This is a genomic window from Nonomuraea sp. NPDC050536, from assembly GCF_044457685.1.
Lineage (GTDB): Bacteria > Actinomycetota > Actinomycetes > Streptosporangiales > Streptosporangiaceae > Nonomuraea.
In genome coordinates, this window is the sequence record NZ_JBITHD010000016.1 from 234,120 (window position 1) to 251,596 (window position 17,477).

Sequence of the window (17,477 nt, forward strand, 5' to 3'; positions counted from 1 at the left end):
GGCGGTGTCATCGGGGCCTCATGGCTGATGATCGCCTTCCCCTTGCTCGGCGCGGCGATCCTGCTGTGCCTGGGGAAGATGACCAACCGGTGGGGCCATCTGCTTGGCGTGGCCATGTCGCTCGCCTCGTTCGTCGTGGCGGTGCTGGCCTTCTTCGAGCTCATCGGACTTGATGCGAACCAGCGTCGGCAGGCCGTGGAGCTGTACGACTTCATCCCCGGCATGGTCAAGATGGGGCTGCTCGTCGATCCGCTGTCGATCAGCTTCGCGCTGCTGATCACGGGTGTGGGTTCGCTGATCCACATCTACTCGATCGGCTACATGTCGCACGACCCCGACCGGCGCAGGTTCTTCGGCTACCTGAACCTGTTCGTCGCCGCGATGCTCCTGCTGGTGCTGGCCGACAACTACGTCGGGCTGTTCATCGGCTGGGAGGGCGTGGGCCTCGCTTCCTACCTGCTCATCGGGTTCTGGCAGTTCAAGCCGTCGGCGGCGGTGGCCGCCAAGAAGGCCTTCGTGGTCAACCGCGTCGGTGACTTCGGGCTGCTTGTCGGCATGTTCGTGATCTGGACCTCGTTCGGCACGCTGACCTTCGCCCAGCTCGGCGAGAAGGTCAACGGCGTGCAGAACGGCGTCACGCTGGCGATCGGCCTGCTGCTGCTCCTCGGTGCCTGCGGCAAGTCGGCCCAGCTGCCGCTGCAGTCCTGGCTGCTGGACGCCATGGAGGGCCCGACCCCGGTCTCGGCCCTGATCCACGCCGCGACCATGGTCACCGCGGGCGTCTACCTGGTGGTCCGCTCGGGCGCGTTCTTCTTCCCCGAGGGGTCGAGCGCCTCGCTCGCCGTCGCGATCGTCGGTACGGCCACGCTGCTGGCCGGTGCCATCATCGGTACCGCCAAGGACGACATCAAGAAGGGCCTGGCCGGCTCGACGATGTCGCAGATCGGCTACATGATGCTGGGCGCGGGCATGGGCCCGGCCGGTTACGCCTTCGCGATCGGTCACCTGATCACGCACGGCTTCTTCAAAGCCGACCTCTTCCTCGGCGCCGGTTCCGTCATGCACGGCATGAACGACGAGGTCGACATGCGCAAGTACGGCGGCCTGCGCGCGTTCATGCCGATCACGTTCTGGACGTTCTTCATCGGCTACCTGGCGATCATCGGTTTCCCGCTGCTGTCCGGCTACTTCACCAAGGACGGCATCATCGAGACCGCGGTCGAGGGCAACCCCACCCTGGGCTGGCTCGCGGTGCTCGGCGCCGGCATCACCGGCTTCTACATGTCGCGGATGGTCTTCATGACCTTCTTCGGCCAGAAGCGGTGGGCCGAGGACGCGCACCCGCACGAGTCGCCGGCCGTCATGACCTGGCCGCTGATCATCCTGTCGATCGGGTCGATCTTCCTGGGCGGTTACCTCATCCTGAGCAACAGGCTGATGAACTTCCTCGCCCCGGCCGTGGGTGCGCCCGCCCACGAGCCGAGCTTCGACCCGCTCACTCCGTCGGGACTGATCACGCTGGCGCTGGTGGCCGTCGGGGCCGGTTTCGCCTGGCTCAGGTACGGCAGGGTCGAGGTGCCGGGGGTCGCCCCGCGCGGCAACTTCCTCACCGTGTTCGCCCGGCGTGACCTGTACGGCGACGCCATCAACGAGTCGCTGTTCATGCGCCCCGGCCAGTGGCTGACCCGTCTGGCCGTCTTCTTCGACAACCGTGGCGTCGACGGTGTGGTCAACGGCATCGCCGCGGGCATCGGCGGGTCCTCGGGTCGCATGCGGCGCCTGCAGACCGGCTTCGCGCGCACGTACGCGTTGTTCATCCTGATCGGTGCCGCCCTGCTGACCGGCGCCCTGCTCCTCGTTGGGAACATCTGATGTCACCCTGGCTCCCGATACTCATGGCGGTGCCCGTGCTGGGCGCCATCGTGGTGGCCCTGCTCCCCAAGGGCAGTGACAAGCTGGCCAAGCAGCTCACGCTGGTGGTCTCGCTGGTCGTGCTGGTGCTGACCGTCGCCATGGCGGTCCAGTTCAAGCCCAACGGCGAGCGCTTCCAGTTCAACGCGGTCTACGACTGGATCCCCAGCTTCGGTGTGAAGTTCGGGGTGGGCGTGGACGGCGTCGCGCTGGTGCTGATCGCGCTGTCGGCGGTGCTGGTGCCGATCGTGGTGCTCGCCTCGTGGCACGACGCCGACGGCGTGCAGACCGCCGACGGCACCCTGGTCACGCCCAAGCGGTCGGTGAAGACCTACTTCTCGCTGCTGCTCGTACTGGAAGCGATGATGATCGGCGTCTTCGCGGCGACCGACGTCTTCCTCTTCTACGTCTTCTTCGAAGCCATGCTGATCCCGATGTACTTCATGATCGGGTCGTACGGCGGGGCGCAGCGGTCCTACGCGGCCGTCAAGTTCCTGCTCTACTCGCTGTTCGGCGGCCTGCTCATGCTGGTCGCGGTCATCGCGCTGTACGTGCTGGCCGGCAAGGGCACGTTCATGTTCCCCGAGCTGATCGGGGCCATCAAGGACCCGACCACGCAGAAGTGGCTGTTCGGCGGCTTCTTCATCGCCTTCGCCATCAAGGCGCCGCTGTGGCCGGTGCACACCTGGCTGCCCGACGCGGCCGCCCAGGCCCCTGCCGGCGCCGCGGTGCTGCTGGTGGGCGTGCTGGACAAGGTGGGCACGTTCGGGATGCTCCGCTTCTGCCTGGAGCTGTTCCCGGACGCGGCCAAGGCCTTCACGATGCCGGTCGTGGTGCTGGCTGTGATCAGCATCATCTACGGCGCGATCGTGGCCATCGGGCAGACCGACATGAAGCGCCTGATCGCCTACACCTCGATCTCGCACTTCGGGTTCATCGTCATGGGCGTGTTCGCCATGTCGCAGATCTCGCAGGCGGGCGCCGCGCTCTACATGGTCAACCACGGCTTCGCCACGGGCGCGCTGTTCCTGGCCGCCGGGTTCCTCATCGCGCGGCGCGGCTCGCCGTACATCGCCGACTACGGCGGCGTGCAGAAGGTCGCCCCGCTGCTGGCGGGCTTCTTCCTGGTCGCCGGTCTGGCCGGCCTGTCGCTGCCGGGCCTTTCGTCCTTCGTCAGCGAGTTCATGGTGATGATCGGCACCTACTCGAGCACCGCCTTCGGGGCCGGGGCGCTCACCGTGGCCGCGGTCATCTCCGCGGTGGCCGTCATCCTGGCCGCTGTCTACATCCTGTGGATGGTGCAGCGGGCCATGAACGGGCCGACCGTCGAACCGGTCAAGGCGTTCAAGGACCTGAACCTGCGCGAGGTCCTGGTGCTCGCGCCGCTGGTCGCGCTCATCATCGGCTTCGGGTTCTTCCCCAAGCCCCTGCTCGACGTGATCAACCCGGCCGTGACCAAGACGCTGGTCAACGTGCATGTGGACAACCCGGCTATCGCTGAGAAGGGAGCCGGTCAGTGAACTCGATCCAGGCGCCGACCATCGAATACGGCACATTGGCGCCAATGCTGCTCGTCTTCGGCGCGGCCGTGATCGGCGTCCTCGTGGAGGCGTTCGCGCCGCGCTACCTGCGCAAGTCGATCCACGTGCCGCTCACGCTGCTGTCGCTGGCCGGGGCGTTCGCCCTGGTGCTGCTGCAGGTGGTCAGGGGCGACGTGCCGACCAAGGCGGTCGCCATGGGCGCCGTCGCGGTCGACGGTCCCGCGCTGTTCATCTGGGGCGTCATCCTGGTGCTCTCGTTCGTCTGTGTCCTGCTGGTCAACGACGAGGGCCACTTCGTCGCCTCGGCGGCAGCCGTACCCGGCAGCGCCGACGAGGAGGAGGCCGAGACCAGCGGCGGCGCGCACACCGAGATCTACCCGCTGCTCCTGTTCGCGGTGGGCGGCATGCTGCTGTTCCCCGCCGCGAACGACCTGCTGACCATGTTCGTCGGCCTCGAGGTCATGTCGCTGCCGCTGTACCTGCTGTGCGGCCTGGCCCGCCGTCGCCGCCTGCTGTCGCAGGAGGCGTCGATGAAGTACTTCCTGCTCGGCGCGTTCTCCTCGGCGTTCTTCCTGTACGGCACGGCCATGGTGTACGGCTACGCCGGCACCGTCGGCCTGGCGGGGATCAGCCAGGCGCTGGCCAAGGGCTCCCTGCTTGACCCGCTGGTCCTGGTCGGTTTCTCGATGCTGGCCGTGGGCCTGCTGTTCAAGATCGGCGCCGCGCCCTTCCAGGCCTGGAAGCCGGACGTCTACCAGGGAGCGCCCACCCCCATCACCGCGCTGATGGCCTCAGGCGTGCTGGTGGCGGCCATCGGGGCGCTGCTGCGGGTGTTCTGGGTGGCCCTGGGCAACCTGGACTGGGACTGGCGGCCGGTCATCTGGGCCGTCGCCGCGCTCACCATGATCGTCGGTGCGATCCTGGCCATCACGCAGACCGACATCAAGCGGATGCTGGCCTACTCCTCGATCGCGCACGCCGGGTTCCTGCTGATCGGCGTCATGGCCACGTTCGGCAAGGGCGCGCAGAACGCCGCGTCGCTGTCGGCGATCCTGTTCTACCTGGTGGTCTACGGGCTCACCACGGTCGGCGCCTTCGCGGTCGTCACGATGGTGCGTGATCCCGGCGGCGAGGCGGGTCACCTGTCGCGCTGGGCCGGGCTGGGTAAGCGCGCGCCGATCCTGGCCGGCGTGTTCGCCTTCTTCCTGCTCGCCTTCGCCGGTATCCCGCTGACCAGCGGCTTCTTCGGGAAGTACGCGATCTTCGCGGCGGCGCTGAGCAGCGGCGCGCAGCCGGGCGACTCGCTGGGCGGCTGGATGACGGGCCTGGTCGTGGTGGGTGTCATCGCCTCGGCCGTGGCGGCGTTCTTCTACGTCCGCGTGATCGTGCTGATGTTCTTCAGCGAGCCCGCGGCCGACGGTCCGTCCATCTTGGTGCCCACTGCGGGTACCGCGGCCGTTATCGCCGTCTCGCTGCTGGTTACGGTAGGGGTGGGGCTTTTCCCGCAGCCCGTGCTCGACCTGGCCAACCAGGCCGCTTCTGGCCTGTTCATCAGATAGGGGATTCGTATGTCCGCGCCACCCGTTGTTGATCTGCCTATCAGAGACGAGCGGTTGGCGCAGGACATTGCCAACGGGCTGGCCGCGGTCGAGAAGCTGCTCCGCTCGTCGGTGGAAAGCGAGGACACCTTCGTCACGGAGGTGTCCAAGCATGGCATCGAGGCAGGCGGCAAGCGTTTCCGCACGTTGATGGTGTTGCTTGCCGCACAGTTCGGAGACCCGTCCGCGCCCGGCATCGTGCCGGGCGCCGTCGTGATCGAGCTCACCCACCTGGGCTCGCTCTATCACGACGACGTCATGGACGAGGCCCAGGTACGGCGAGGCAGCCCGTCGGCCAACGCCCGCTGGACCAACACGGTGGCCATTCTCACAGGCGACTACCTGTTCGCCCAGGCCTCCGACATCCTGGCCGACCTCGGGGCCGACCTGATCAGGGTCCAGGCGCAGACGTTCTCCCGCCTCGTGCAGGGGCAGATCCGCGAGACCATCGGGGTCCGCGAGGGTGAGGACCCGATCGCGCACTACATCGAGGTGCTGGCCGACAAGACGGGCTCGCTCATCGCCGCCTCCGGGCGGTTCGGCGCGATGCTGTCAGGAGCCCCCGCGGACGTCGAGGAGCGGCTCAGCCGGGCCTGCGAGGCGGTCGGGGTGGCCTGGCAGCTCGGCGACGACCTGCTCGACGTGGCCTCCACCTCCACCGAGTCGGGCAAGACCCCCGGCACCGACCTGCGGGAGGGGATCAGGACCCTGCCCGTGCTCTACGCCCTGGCCGAGGACCCCGGGTCCCGGCTCGCCGAGCTGCTGGCGGGTCCGGTGGCCGAGGAGGACCTGGACGAGGCGCTCACGCTGCTGCGGGCACATCCGGGGATGCAGCGGGCCAGGGACGAGCTCGTCGCGTGGATGGATCGGGCTCGGGCCGACCTGGCCGGGCTGCCGGACATCCCGGCCAAGGAGGCGTTCCTGGCCCTGTGCGACTACGTGGTCGAACGCTCCGGCTGATTGAGGATATTTGCCCTTATGGCAATGCGGGCGGCGCGAGCCGTACGGAAGCTGTCGTAGGTGAAGACGGCCAGGGCCAGCCAGACGATCGAGAAACCGATCCAGCGGCTGGTCGGCATCGTCTCCTTCGCGATCAGCACCCCGCACAGGAACTGCAGGACCGGCGCGATGTACTGCAGCAAGCCGATCGTGCTGAGCGGGACGCGGATGGCCGAAGCGGTGAAGCACAGCAGCGGCACCGCGGTGACCACGCCCGCGCCCGCCAGCAGCAGCGCGTGTCCCGCCCCCTCGTGGCCGAACGTGGACTGCCCGGCCTTCTCGAGGTAGACGAGATAGGCCAGCGCGGGCGCGAGCAGCACCAGCGTCTCGACGGTCAGGCTCTCCGCGGCGCCCACGTTGGCCTTCTTCTTGACCAGGCCGTACACGCCGAAGCTGACGGCCAGTACCAGCGCGATCCACGGCAGCCGGCCGTAGTCGATGGTCAGGACGAGTACGGCGAGTGTGCCGAGACCCACCGCGGCCCACTGCAGCGGGCGCAGCCGCTCGCGCAGCAGGAGTACCCCGAACAGGATGCTGACCAGCGGGTTGATGAAGTAGCCCAGGGCGCTCTCGACGACGTGGTTGCTGTTGACCGCGTAGATGTAGGTGCCCCAGTTGACGCTCACCAGGACCGCCGCCAGGGCCAGCAGGCCCAGTTTCCCCGGCTGCCTGATCAGCTCTCTGAACCAAGACCAGTGCCTGCGTACGGCCAGCACCGCCACCACCGCCACCAGCGACCAGGCCATGCGGTGGGCCAGGATCTCGAGGGCGCCGGACGGCTTGAGCAACGGCCAGTAGAGGGGGAACAGGCCCCACATGGCGTAGGCGGCGATGCCGAACAGCACACCGCGTCTCTGGTCAGGCATGTCATGCATTTTTGCGCATTACCATGGTTAAACACAAATTCGTATTGCTATGTGGGATTATTTAGGCATCCTTAAGTGTTCGGCTGGTTGCGTGGACGACCGGGACCGACGGCCCCGCGGGGGCACTGGAACAGCTCGGGTATGCGCTCCACATGCCCGTCATGATCTGGTACGGGGTTCTGGGCCGGCGATATCTGCGCAGGTAGCAGGGGTTCCCGACCTCCGCCATGCCGCCTCCCGGTCAGTTCTCCGTGCGGGCGGGCAGCCGCCATCCCGGCCGCGGGAAGTGGCAGGTGTAGCCGTTCGGGTAATGCTGCAGGTAGTCCTGGTGCTCGGGCTCGGCCTCCCAGAAGGGGCCGACCGGCTCCACCTCGGTGACGACCTTGCCCGGCCAGAGACCGGAGGCGTCCACATCAGCGATCGTGTCCTCGGCGATCCGCTTCTGCTCGTCGTCCACGTAGTAGATCGCCGAACGGTAGCTGAGACCGATGTCGTTGCCCTGGCGATTCTTGGTGCTCGGGTCGTGGATCTGGAAGAAGAACTCCAGGATCGCGCGGTAATCGGTCGTCTCGGGATCGAAAAGGATCTCAATGGCCTCCGCGTGCGTCCCGTGGTTACGGTACGTCGCGTTCGGCACGTCACCCCCGGTGTATCCGACCCGGGTCGCCGTCACACCCGGAAGGCGGCGGATCAGCTCCTCCATCCCCCAGAAGCATCCGCCCGCCAGCACGGCCCGCTGCGTCTGTGTAGCCATCACGGCCCCTCCAAGATCTCTCAGCTCGGTCGCGAGGGCTGCTCGGCTCACACACCACCGGCATCCCATTGCCCGCTCTCCTCAACGCGCGAGGGTTCCAAGCGATTCCGTGCCCGCGCGGCCGCAAGCCACGCTGTACACCATGGAACAACCGATCCCTGCAACTCGGCCTCTCCGGTGAGGCCGTACGACGCTACGCCGACGAATGGACGGTCGCCATCCGCGACATAGCCCCGCTCGCCCACGAGATACACGCCCTCGTCAGCGGCGGTGACCTGGACTCCGCCGCCCGGCTGCTGCCCCAGGAGCGCGCATATCCTGTCGGAGTCGAGCTTCTTGCTCACCTACGGGGATGACGGAGAGTCCTGTCTGGTCGGCCTGACGTCCGGCGACGCGTAGGCATACATAGCGGCCGCTCCTTGCGCAGAGCGAGGACCGGCATTTTGCTACTCCGAGTACACAACCTTCGGACCGCAGCCGGGGCAGGCGGTTTTCATGCGGAGATCATGCGCCCGGTGATCGACCATGGTCAGTGACGTCAGTCGCGCTACGGAGGTTAGACATGAAGCACGTTCGACACGCAGCCGTCCGCGTCCTGGGCCGGGTCCGCATGGGAGGCATGTACACCTACTGGAACTTCTGGAACTAACGATCCGAGGGCCGACGCGTGACGCATGCAGCTGGTTCGGAGCGACCACCCGGGCCCCAAGGGCACTGGTTGTTCGGTAACACCGAGGAGTACGACCGGGACAGGAATGGTTTTCTGGAACGGTGCCACCGTGAATACGGGGACGTCTTCTCGTTCGACGCCCGCACCATCGTGGTGTCCTCACCGGATCAGGTGCATGCGTTACTCGCCAGGACCAACAGCGACTTCCTGGCAGAGAATTCGCCGTTGGCGGGAAGCGTGGACACTGAGCGGATGGCGGCCGACGCCGAGCTGTGGACCACGACCCGTCGCGCAGGCTGGCAGGGTTTGCACAGGAGGGTGGCGCAGGCGCACGCCGAGCGGCTGCGCGAGATCTTCCTCAAGACCGTCGGTGACGGGGAGATCGACGTGCTCGCCACGATGGCCGATTTCTTCGGCCGGGCGACCGCCGACTTCTGCCTGGGCGCCGACGCGGAAGGCGTGCCGGAGACGTTGGCCGAGAACGTCGCGGCCCTCGATCCTCTGTCGCGGGACTCGCTGCAGCTCCCGCCGTGGTGGCCATCGCGCAAGGTACGGCGCTTCGCTCGCTCCCGCAAGCGACTCCTGGCGCTCATGACCGACATCGTGCGCCGCCGCCTGGACGGAGATTCGTCCGCTCAGGATCTCCTCAGCGTGCTGATCGCCTCGGGAGACCGGCAGCTGTCCGAGCTGCAGATCGAGCGGTTCCTGCGCGGGATCATGCTGGCCGCACTGGGCGTCCCGGCCGCCGCGCTCACCTGGATCGTGTACGAGCTCGGTACGCGGCCGGACATGCTGGCCCGGCTGGAGGTCGAGGCCGCGTCGGCCGGCGATGTCCCGGTCATGGGGGATCTGCCGTACACCGAGGCGTTCGTCAAGGAGGTGCTCAGGCTGTGGCCGCCGACCTGGCTGATCGGCAGGACCGTACGCCGGGAGACCGAGCTCGACGGGTGGCGTCTCAAGACGGGGGATCAGGTGCTGTTCAGCCTGTACCGGCTGCATCGCGATCCACGCTGGTGGTCCGACCCGGACCAGCTGATGCCGGAACGGTGGCTGGACTCTCGTGCCGCGCCCGTCAGGCACACCTACCTGCCTTTCGGGGCCGGGCCAAGGGTGTGCGTGGGGACTCAGCTCGGCATGATGCAGCTGACGTTGGCGACGTTCTGGCTGGTCACCGGCATGAACATGACTCGGCCCGAGGAGACGGCGATCGTGCCCGATTTCAGCGGTCTGCTGGTGCCGCGGGACCTGAAGGTCCGGCTGCAGCGGAAGGCCGCTTGGCAAGACGCCTGATCTTCTCCTGAACGTTCTCGGCTTCGGCCGCGCGGTGTTGCTTGTGATAGAGATCGAGGGCTCGCTGCCAGGCATCGCGGGCGGCGGTGGGCCGGCCCATTTCGTGCTGGACATCGCCGATGCGGACGAGGGTATCGGCGCCTTGATAGGCGTTGCCGAGCCTGTCGCGTAGTTCGAGGCATCGGCCGTAGTAGCCGAGCGCCTGATCGTGTTGCCGTGCCCAATGGGCGATGTAGCCGAGGCTGTCGAGTGTGGCGGATTCGCCGTTCAAGTCCTCGTACTTCTGGAACAGCTCCAGAGCCTGCTCGCAGTACGACCGCGCCTCCGGGTAATGGCCGAGTTTGGCGTGGCACCAGCCGACGGCGCTGAGTGCGTTGGCCTCCCAGAGGTGGTCTCGGAGTTCCCGCTGGAGGCGCAGGGCGTTCTCCACGTGAGGGAGTGCGTCCTCGGGTTCGCCCCGCGCGAGCCAGGCGAACCCGAGGGTGTGGCTCGTGTGCGCCTGACCGGCGAGGTCTTCCTCCTGCTCGAACAGCTTGAATGCGAGCATCAGATGTTCCAGGCCGTCGTCGGCCCGGTGGGCCTGCGCGTAGGTGTACCCCAGATACCAATGGACGAAGGCCCGGGTGCTCGAGTGTCCCAGCCGCTCGGCGGCGGCCAAGGCCGTCTGCCAGGACTCGATGCGCATCTCGTGCTGGCACCGCTTGTGGTACGTGTCCATCGCCCAGGCCAGCCGCCAGACCGCCGCGTCCATGCCCAACCTTACGGCGAGCTGCTGTACGGCGATGAGGCTGGACTGCTCGTCCTCGAACCAGGCCCAGGCCGACGCGGCGTCCTCGAATTCGTCCTGCGAACCCTCGGGGAAGATCCGCGAGGCGAGTGGACGGTGGGGATACAGCAGCCGGTCGCCGGCGCACGCGGTGTGCACGTAGGAGTCGACCAGGCGGGTGAGCGCCTCCATCCGCTCGTGATCGGGCCGATCGGACTGCGCGCGTTCGGCGGCGTAGAGGCGGAGCAGATCATGCGTGCGGTACCGCCCGGGACGGTGCTGATGGATCAGGTTGGCGGCTTCGAGGTCGTGCAGCAACACCCTGGTGCGGGAGGCGGGCAGGCCGGCCACCGCGGCGGCCGATCGCAGGCTGATGTCCGGCCACGGCGCCAGTCCCAGAAGCGTGAACAGCCGGGCGGTGGCGGCGTCGAGGGCCTCGTACGAGGCGGTGAACGCGGCCCGGAGGTCCGTGTTCAGGTCGCCGGTGTGCAGGGCGTCGAGGCGGGTGGAAGGGCTGCTCAGCTCCTCGGCGAGGACCGACAGAGGAAAGCCGGGGTGCATGGCGGCGCGTGCGGTGAGCACGCTGATCGCCAGGGGGAGGCCGCCGCTGTGCTCCACGAGGACGGCCACGCTGTCAGGATCCGCGCCGATCCTCGATTCGCCCAGGTGGCGGCCGAGCAAGCGGCGCGTCTCGGCGCACGTGAGGGCGTTCAGGCCGATCAGGCTCGCACCGCGGGTGGCGTTCAGGCCCGGGAGGTGGTTGCGGCTGGTGATCACTACGATGCAGCCGGGGCTTCCGGGGAGCAGCGGCTCGACCTGTGCCACGTCGCGGGCGTTGTCCAGGACGACGAGCAGGCGGCGGCCCGCGACCAGCGACCGGTAGAGCCCAGCCTGGGCCTGCTCCCCGGCAGGGATGGCCGCCGCCGGGACACCGAGAGAACCGAGAAAATGGCGCAGCGCCACATGAGCCGGCAGAGGGCCGTTGCTCGGGTCGAACCCGTGGAGGTTGACATAGAGCTGGCCGTCGGGGAAGAGGCCGATGTTGTCGTGCGCCCAGTGCAGGGCCAGCGAGGTCTTCCCCATTCCCCCTGTGCCGCTGATGGCGGCGATGGCCGTGCTGTTCGTGGTCGGGTCGCGGGTGAGGCGATCCAACTCGGCGCGTTCGCGTTCGCGGCCGACGAAGTGCGGTGGCGGAGCAGGTAACTGCCGAGGGACCGGCGAGACCACCGGACGTGGCTGATGACGTGACTGATGACGTGGCGGTTCCGGAGTGATGTCCGAGGGGTCCAGCGCGGTGTCTTCGAGTGCGGTGTCCGAGGGTTCGAGCGCGGTGTCCGAGGTGAGGATCCGCTGGTGAAGCCGTTGCAACTCGCGTTCGGGCTCCAGCCCCAGCTCCTCGGTGATCCGCTCCCGTAGTCTCCGGTAGACCGCCAGAGCGTCGGCACGCCTGCCGCTCTGGTGCAGCGCGAGCATGAGCTGACCGTGTGCCGCCTCACGCAGGGGATGGTCCGCGATGACCGCGGTGAGCCCGGTCACGGCTTCGGCATACCTTCCCATCGCGAGCATGGCCGAGCTCCGCTCCTCCACCGCTTCCAACCGCAGCTCCTCGAGCCTGGCCGCTTCCGCCTGAACGAAGGAGCCGTCGATCCCCAACAGCGGTGCCCCGTGCCAAAGGCTCAACGCCTCGTCGTAGCAGCTCACCGCGGTCTCCAGGTCGCCTCCGGCCGCCGCCTTGCGGGCTTGCGCCACGCGGTCGAGGTACCTGGCGAGATCGAGCTGATCGGGCACCAGCCGCATGACGTACCCGGGCCGCTGCGTACGGATCAGATCGTCCCCCGCGGCGATGCACGTTTTCCTGAGGTCGGAGATCAGCATCCTGACGCGGGAGGAAGGGGAACTGGGCAGCGGCTCGCCCCACAGCGACTCCGCCACCCGCTGGACTGACACCACGCGGTTGGCGCTCAACAGCAGAATCGTCAGCAACGCCCCCTGTTTGCCGGTCAGGACGACGCGTCCGGTTGCGGTCTGGAGCTCCACCGGCCCGAGTATGCGGAACGTGGCCCGCATACGACCTTCAGAACTCACCGACGACCTCCAGTTGAGCTGACGAACCGGACGGGCGGAACCTGCTCCTCGACGTGTGAAAAGCTGTCCAGGGCATTTGTCAGGATATCGAGACTTGATCACCGTTCCGTGGCGATCAGGTGAGCTGGCTGGTCAGCAGCCCAAAGAGCTGATCAGCCTTGAGACCGCGCTTGCGCTCGTGGCGACCGTCACTGGCACGCGGACGCGGTGCCCAAGAGCGCGAGGGCCTGGCCCACGGGTGGGGACGAAAGGTTCGTTAACCTCTTCGGGTGATTTCCTACCGTGCGATCGTCCCTGCGGAGCTTGACCGGGTGACCGCGTGGGTCGTGACCGACCCCGTCGGCTGGATCCCCGCCGACCGTTACCTCACAGAACTGGCCGAGAACATGTACCGGCCGGAGTGGACGTGGATCGCCGAGGTCGGCGACCGGGTCGTGGGACGGGCGCTGTGGTGGGGGCCGAGGGACAGCGCGTACCCGGTCGCGCTCGACTGCCTCGACGTGGACCCCGCAGTGGGTGAGCGCACCGCTGTCGCCGCCGAACTGATCAGGGCCGCGCTGGCGGTGTTCCCACGACCGGTGCAGTACGCGATCAAGGCGGCCGGCGGCTGGCGTGACGATCCGGGCACCTCGGCGGCTGTGGAATGGCGACGAGCGGCAGCACATGCGGCCGGCCTCACCCAGGAGGTGGAGCGGCTGCAGTTCGAGTGGGCGCCGGCCGACGGGGTGCCGACGGCGGCCGGGGCGCTGCGGTTCGCCGAGGCGTCCGATGAGAAGTTCCTGGCGATGTTCACGAGAATCGCCGAGGGCAGCCTGGACTTCCAGACCCGAACGAGCGTGGCGGCCAAGGGCGTGGACGCGACCGCGCGCCAAGAGATGGACTTCTATCTCGGAGCGCCGGGCAAGCGGGAGTGGTGGCGGATCGCCTACACACACGAGGGCGAGGCGGCAGGTATGGCGATCCCCTCGGCGACGCCGTACAGCGTGAACGTGGGGTATCTCGGGGTGGTCCCGGAGTTTCGGGGGCGGGGATACGTGGACGAGGTACTCGCCGAGATCACCCTCATGCACGCGGCCAACGGAGAGCCGCGCGTCACCGCCACCACCGACGTGGGCAACGCGCCGATGGCGGCCGCGTTCCTGCGCGCCGGATATCGCAACACGGAGATCCGGATCAACCTCTCCTAAAGACTTGTTACCGGAGCGCTACCACCAGCAATATCTTTTTAAGGTGCCGAACGGCTACTGCGGCATCGGAGGCACCGGGGTCGCTTGCCCGGTGGGCATCGCGCCTGCTGGCGAGTGAACCGGGAGGTCGTCAACGAGGTCTCGGTGCTGTGGGCGGAACACAGCGGGCAGTTTTGCCCTGATGATCTGCGCGATGTGGAGATCCACGGCCAGCCGGTCATGCTGCTGGATCTCTACATGGCGGGGTGCCTGACCAGCTACGTCGGAAGTCGGCAAGGCGTCCTGGATGTGGGTCAACTTCGGATCGTCAAAGAGTGTGCCCGTGATCTGCGGGCACTGCTTCCGCGGATCCGCCGCAGTGAAGAGCGCACCTACCTAAGTCGCATGATCCGAATCGCCGAACTCATCCTGAGCGATGCGGCCATGACGGCCGATAACACCGAGTAGCGACGGCGACAACCTTCTCCACAGGGTTAAGCGCTCGCTTCGCTCGCCGCGCCGTCCCCGCTCCACGGCGGCGCAACAGACACCCCTTCCTAAATCAGAGCCGTTCCGCCGCCGGCCCCACCTCTACGCGGCCCCTTCGGGGTGCTTCGGCTGCTCCACTTCGAGGATGACCGCCACGGGCTACCGGACTCGAACCGGCTCATCTCTTTACTGAGCGTTAACGCTATGAGGCGTTAGGAACGAACTTTCCCATTCGCCTTTGCCCGTGACGGCCGCACAAGCATATGGCCCGCAAGATGATCAAGCGCGGGTTGATGTCCATACTGGTCGGTCAGGAGGGCCGTGACGGCGCGTGGCCGCCTCACTCATTGAATCCGCTGGGCTGGGGCGGCACCGCCCAGGTGAATCCACAACCCGTGATCCGAACGCGTGCGCAGTGGGGCAAGGCCAGTGTCGAGAAGGTGCTGGGAGCATTACCGGTGGGGGCTGGGTTCTGCTCGCGGTTGCGGATCCGGGAGCTGGTGGATGTGGCCTGGAGCAGGCGGCCATCGAGTTCGACGGCGCGTCGGTACGGCTCAGCCAGGCCCCATGGAACACCGATGGGGCGCTGGCCCTCGATTGGACCGAAGCGCCAGCGGCCCAGGAGCCGTCCGGGCCGTCACCCGTCCGGACCGTGAGCCGAAAATTGTCGGATGGGTCCGGCATGATGGCGCCATGGTTTCCTATCAGTTAGCGATCGACTGTGCGGCACCCGAGCGGATGGCCCGGTTCTGGGCGGGCGCGCTGCGGTACACGGTGGAGCCGCCGCCGGGTGGATTCGACACGTGGCGGGATTACTGGCGCAGTCTCGGAGTGCCGGAGGACGAGCTGGGTGAGGGAGACTGCAGCGACAGCATCATCGATCCCGAGGGGTACGGGCCGAGGATCTGGTTTCAGCAGGTGCCTGAGGGCAAGGTGGTCAAGAACCGGTTCCACCTGGATGTGAAGGTGGGCGGCAAGCGGGAGGACGTACCGCTGGAGACCCGGAAAGCACGGGTGGATGCCGAGGTGGAGCGGCTTGTCCAGGCAGGGGCGTCCGTTGTGCGGGTGGCGTCGCAGCCCGGGGTCGATCACTATGGGGTGGCAATGGTGGATCCAGAGGGGAACGAGTTCGACGTGGTCTAGCGCCGTTTTCCGCACGTCATCACGGCTATCCCGCATCCCCCACCGCAGCGTCTTCAGCGTCGCCTCGAAGCCGTCGCGGACCACGTCCGCCTTCGCGGCTGACTTGTCGTTGTCCGCGTACTCGTGGACGACCTTCCACCCGAGCCGAGCCCGGTTCTTCTACCTGACGGAACCGCTACACAACCTCGATGGGCTCACAGCCAAGGCTCTGGACCTCGGCGAGGAATGGCTGAACGCCTCGCTCTTGGCAAGCGCTGACCTGTCAGGCATAACACCGGTACTCGGCCCGGTTGATGGCAACATGGCCAACTTCACTCGTTGAGCAGGTGCCGGCGGAGAAAGGACACCTCGACGTCGACGGCCTGCTCGTGCATCTCCATGAACGGTGCATAGTGCCTGCCGGGCAGGCTGACAAGCTCTGCGCGGGGCGCTCGCCGCACCGCATGGATTGCGAGTCCCGGGGGAGCGGTCTGATCTTGCTCGCAGGTGAGGAGGAGCAGCGGGCTCCGTACGCGGGAGGTGTCGCGGCCGGGTTGGTAGAACATGAGGCGGAGCGCGGAGCGAGCCGCGACCTCCTGCCGCCAGTCCGGGTGCCTGTTGTCGGGGTCGAGCGCGCGTGTACCGTCCACGACGTCTGGGGTGGTGAGCATCGCGACAGTGCCCGGCTCGCCGGCGAGCGGCACCAGCAGGGGCTGGCGCCCAGCGAGCGAGCCGACGGCGTCGGCGATGCCCCTGCCGGTGAAGCGCAGCATCGCGAGCAGCTTCTGGTGACTCGCCACGCTGCGCATGGCGACGGGGCCGCCGACGTTCGGCGTCTGGGCGATCACGGCCGCGACCTGCGGGTTGCGCGCCGCGACGCGGATGATGTGACCGCCGGACATAGAGAAGGCCCAGAGCGCGATCTTGGCAGGGTCGACTTCGGGCAGGGTCGCGGCGAACGCGATCGCGGCCTCCCAGTCGGCCAGCTGGTGCTTGACAGGGAGAACCAGGCGCGGTTGTCCACCGCTCTTCCCGACACCGCGATAGTCGAAGGCGACAACGCTGAAACCAGCATCGTGAAATCGCTTGGCGAACAGGTCGGTGGCCTGCTCCTTGGGGACCGCGAAGCCGCCGGCCATGATCACACAGGCGCCGTTGGTTCCCGGATAGTGCCAGGCGGCGCACTTGGCGTTGCCGCTGACGAAGCGAACCTCTTCACGCTCCACGGACTCCGGCGCGCCGACCTCCGGGTGTGTTGATGTCATACGTAAAGTGAACCACCTGGTTCGCAAATTGTCCATCAGTCCGCCAGTGCCGCGATGCGGCTACTCACCGCCGGCCTCTTCTCGCTCCAGCGCACGGACCAAGGCCTCGAAGCCTGCAGCGACTCCCGCGGCATCCCCGCTGGTTCGCCACTCCACCAGGAAACCTCGGAGCGCCCCGAGGATCAGCTCGGCGACCTCGAGCTTGCGCTGGTCGGACCAGTCCACCGGACAGAGCAACACCAACGAGGGCAGATAGAGCTGGGATGCCTCCCGCCCGAGCCAGGCGAAACGGCTGGGGTCGTACATCGCCAAGCCGATGGCCTCGTCGAGCACCCGCAGGCCCGGCTCGTCGCCACTGAGCATCGGCCACATGGCGCGTACCCGATCGGCCAGCGTCCAATCGGCGGGTCCTCCGGTGGCGGCGGCCATCGCGTTGACGGTGCGCCTCTCGCGCAGCTCGAGTACTGCCTGCTTGAGGAGGTCGTCGACTCCGTCGAAGTGGTAGAGAAGCACCTTGTGCGTGGTGTCGGCCGCGCGCGCGGCCCGCCGGAGAGAGAAGTCCACAAGCCCGTTGACCGCGAGGTCGTCGGTGACGCGATCGAGCAGTTCCCGGCGCCTGGCCTCGCCGCGTGGCGACCCGGCCGATCGCCGGTAGCCTGCCCGCCCTGGTGAGCCGTCATCTGCGGAAGTGTTCATGTCGAAAGCTTCCACGATCACAGGCCCTCACGCAGCGAACGCGCGCGGGAGCCGACCTGGGACGAGGGGCGGCAGGCTTGGGCTCGCGCCTGTCGGGTCGCGGAGGAGTGGGGATCATGGCAGTCCGACGTGGCGCGCCGGTGTCCACAGATCAGGCCCGTCATCCAAGGCCAGGTAGTTAAGGCTTTCGTGGTGCCGTCAAGCACGCGAGTTCTCAGGACATGAGGACGGAGATCCAGTAGAACGGTGATCTTCCACA

14 protein-coding genes and 1 pseudogene are annotated in these 17,477 nt (G+C 67.5%); 10 read left to right on the forward strand and 5 right to left on the reverse strand.

Features of this window, described 5'->3' with window-relative positions:
- Nucleotides 1-27 precede the first annotated feature (27 nt).
- The 4 genes from nuoL to ACIBHX_RS37100 are packed head-to-tail and all read left to right on the forward strand — an operon-like array spanning nucleotide 28 to nucleotide 6,010.
- The gene (nuoL, locus tag ACIBHX_RS37085; RefSeq protein WP_397072121.1) at nucleotides 28-1,872 is read left to right on the forward strand and encodes an NADH-quinone oxidoreductase subunit L; all 1,845 of its coding nucleotides are present in this window, start codon (nucleotides 28-30) and stop codon (nucleotides 1,870-1,872) included.
- On the forward strand, nucleotides 1,872-3,431 hold the full coding sequence (locus tag ACIBHX_RS37090) for an NADH-quinone oxidoreductase subunit M (protein ID WP_397072101.1): 1,560 nt from the start codon (nucleotides 1,872-1,874) through the stop codon (nucleotides 3,429-3,431). The genes nuoL and ACIBHX_RS37090 overlap by 1 nt, the downstream gene beginning before the upstream one ends.
- Before the next feature lie 44 nt (nucleotides 3,432-3,475).
- A complete protein-coding gene (gene nuoN / locus ACIBHX_RS37095) occupies nucleotides 3,476-5,011 on the forward strand; it encodes an NADH-quinone oxidoreductase subunit NuoN (RefSeq protein WP_397072122.1) in 1,536 nt (511 codons plus the stop codon).
- A 9-nt stretch (nucleotides 5,012-5,020) separates the two neighbouring features.
- Nucleotides 5,021-6,010: a polyprenyl synthetase family protein gene (locus ACIBHX_RS37100; RefSeq protein WP_397072102.1), complete on the forward strand. Its 990-nt coding sequence runs from the start codon at nucleotides 5,021-5,023 to the stop codon at nucleotides 6,008-6,010.
- Here ACIBHX_RS37100 and rarD read toward each other — a convergent pair.
- Nucleotides 5,986-6,915, reverse strand: a complete 930-nt coding sequence (gene rarD / locus ACIBHX_RS37105) for an EamA family transporter RarD (RefSeq protein WP_397072103.1) — start codon at nucleotides 6,913-6,915, stop codon at nucleotides 5,986-5,988. The genes ACIBHX_RS37100 and rarD overlap by 25 nt on opposite strands.
- Before the next feature lie 241 nt (nucleotides 6,916-7,156).
- A complete protein-coding gene (gene msrA, locus ACIBHX_RS37110) occupies nucleotides 7,157-7,669 on the reverse strand; it encodes a peptide-methionine (S)-S-oxide reductase MsrA (RefSeq protein WP_397072104.1) in 513 nt (170 codons plus the stop codon).
- A 68-nt stretch (nucleotides 7,670-7,737) separates the two neighbouring features.
- Here msrA and ACIBHX_RS37115 point away from each other — a divergent pair, with 68 nt between their 5' ends.
- Together ACIBHX_RS37115 and ACIBHX_RS37120 are read left to right on the forward strand one after the other, a co-directional pair.
- Nucleotides 7,738-8,025, forward strand: coding sequence for a DUF4291 family protein (locus ACIBHX_RS37115; protein ID WP_397072105.1), 288 nt, complete (start codon nucleotides 7,738-7,740; stop codon nucleotides 8,023-8,025).
- Between the two features lie 311 nt (nucleotides 8,026-8,336).
- Nucleotides 8,337-9,629, forward strand: a complete 1,293-nt coding sequence (locus tag ACIBHX_RS37120) for a cytochrome P450 (protein ID WP_397072106.1) — start codon at nucleotides 8,337-8,339, stop codon at nucleotides 9,627-9,629.
- Here the strand turns inward: ACIBHX_RS37120 and ACIBHX_RS37125 are convergent.
- Nucleotides 9,559-12,432 (reverse strand): AfsR/SARP family transcriptional regulator, encoded by a 2,874-nt coding sequence (locus tag ACIBHX_RS37125; protein WP_397072107.1) that lies wholly within the window; start codon nucleotides 12,430-12,432, stop codon nucleotides 9,559-9,561. The genes ACIBHX_RS37120 and ACIBHX_RS37125 overlap by 71 nt on opposite strands.
- 317 nt (nucleotides 12,433-12,749) lie before the next feature.
- On the opposite strand from ACIBHX_RS37125, the gene ACIBHX_RS37130 reads away from it, so the two are divergent.
- The 4 genes and pseudogenes from ACIBHX_RS37130 to ACIBHX_RS37145 all read left to right on the forward strand — a co-directional run bounded on the left by ACIBHX_RS37130 (nucleotide 12,750) and on the right by ACIBHX_RS37145 (nucleotide 15,278).
- Complete coding sequence (locus tag ACIBHX_RS37130; protein WP_397072108.1) at nucleotides 12,750-13,667, forward strand: GNAT family N-acetyltransferase; 918 nt, start codon at nucleotides 12,750-12,752, stop codon at nucleotides 13,665-13,667.
- A 13-nt stretch (nucleotides 13,668-13,680) separates the two neighbouring features.
- Nucleotides 13,681-13,785, forward strand: a pseudogene (locus ACIBHX_RS37135) (peptide-methionine (S)-S-oxide reductase); the annotation flags it as partial.
- Complete coding sequence (locus ACIBHX_RS37140) at nucleotides 13,782-14,114, forward strand: hypothetical protein (RefSeq protein WP_397072109.1); 333 nt, start codon at nucleotides 13,782-13,784, stop codon at nucleotides 14,112-14,114. The pseudogene ACIBHX_RS37135 and the gene ACIBHX_RS37140, both read left to right, overlap by 4 nt.
- A gap of 714 nt (nucleotides 14,115-14,828) precedes the next feature.
- Nucleotides 14,829-15,278: a VOC family protein gene (locus ACIBHX_RS37145; RefSeq protein WP_397072110.1), complete on the forward strand. Its 450-nt coding sequence runs from the start codon at nucleotides 14,829-14,831 to the stop codon at nucleotides 15,276-15,278.
- 311 nt (nucleotides 15,279-15,589) lie between these two features.
- On the opposite strand, the gene ACIBHX_RS37150 is transcribed toward ACIBHX_RS37145, so the two are convergent.
- Nucleotides 15,590-16,522, reverse strand: a complete 933-nt coding sequence (locus tag ACIBHX_RS37150; protein ID WP_397072111.1) for an alpha/beta hydrolase — start codon at nucleotides 16,520-16,522, stop codon at nucleotides 15,590-15,592.
- Between the two features lie 60 nt (nucleotides 16,523-16,582).
- Entirely contained in the window at nucleotides 16,583-17,218 is a 636-nt protein-coding gene (locus ACIBHX_RS37155; RefSeq protein WP_397072112.1) for a hypothetical protein, read from the reverse strand.
- Nucleotides 17,219-17,477 lie beyond the last annotated feature (259 nt).

What these genes read in the sequence shown, in the direction of transcription:
- nuoL (WP_397072121.1), top strand. Translation starts at nt 28, where the DNA reads ATGATCGCCTTCCCCTTGCTCGGCGCGGCGATCCTGCTGTGCCTGGGG.
- rarD (WP_397072103.1), bottom strand. Translation starts at nt 6,915, where the DNA reads ATGCCTGACCAGAGACGCGGTGTGCTGTTCGGCATCGCCGCCTACGCC.
- nuoN (WP_397072122.1), top strand. Translation starts at nt 3,476, where the DNA reads ATGCTGCTCGTCTTCGGCGCGGCCGTGATCGGCGTCCTCGTGGAGGCG.
- ACIBHX_RS37150 (WP_397072111.1), bottom strand. Translation starts at nt 16,522, where the DNA reads ATGACATCAACACACCCGGAGGTCGGCGCGCCGGAGTCCGTGGAGCGT.
- ACIBHX_RS37145 (WP_397072110.1), top strand. Translation starts at nt 14,829, where the DNA reads ATGGTTTCCTATCAGTTAGCGATCGACTGTGCGGCACCCGAGCGGATG.
- msrA (WP_397072104.1), bottom strand. Translation starts at nt 7,669, where the DNA reads ATGGCTACACAGACGCAGCGGGCCGTGCTGGCGGGCGGATGCTTCTGG.
- ACIBHX_RS37155 (WP_397072112.1), bottom strand. Translation starts at nt 17,218, where the DNA reads ATGAACACTTCCGCAGATGACGGCTCACCAGGGCGGGCAGGCTACCGG.
- ACIBHX_RS37090 (WP_397072101.1), top strand. Translation starts at nt 1,872, where the DNA reads ATGTCACCCTGGCTCCCGATACTCATGGCGGTGCCCGTGCTGGGCGCC.
- ACIBHX_RS37100 (WP_397072102.1), top strand. Translation starts at nt 5,021, where the DNA reads ATGTCCGCGCCACCCGTTGTTGATCTGCCTATCAGAGACGAGCGGTTG.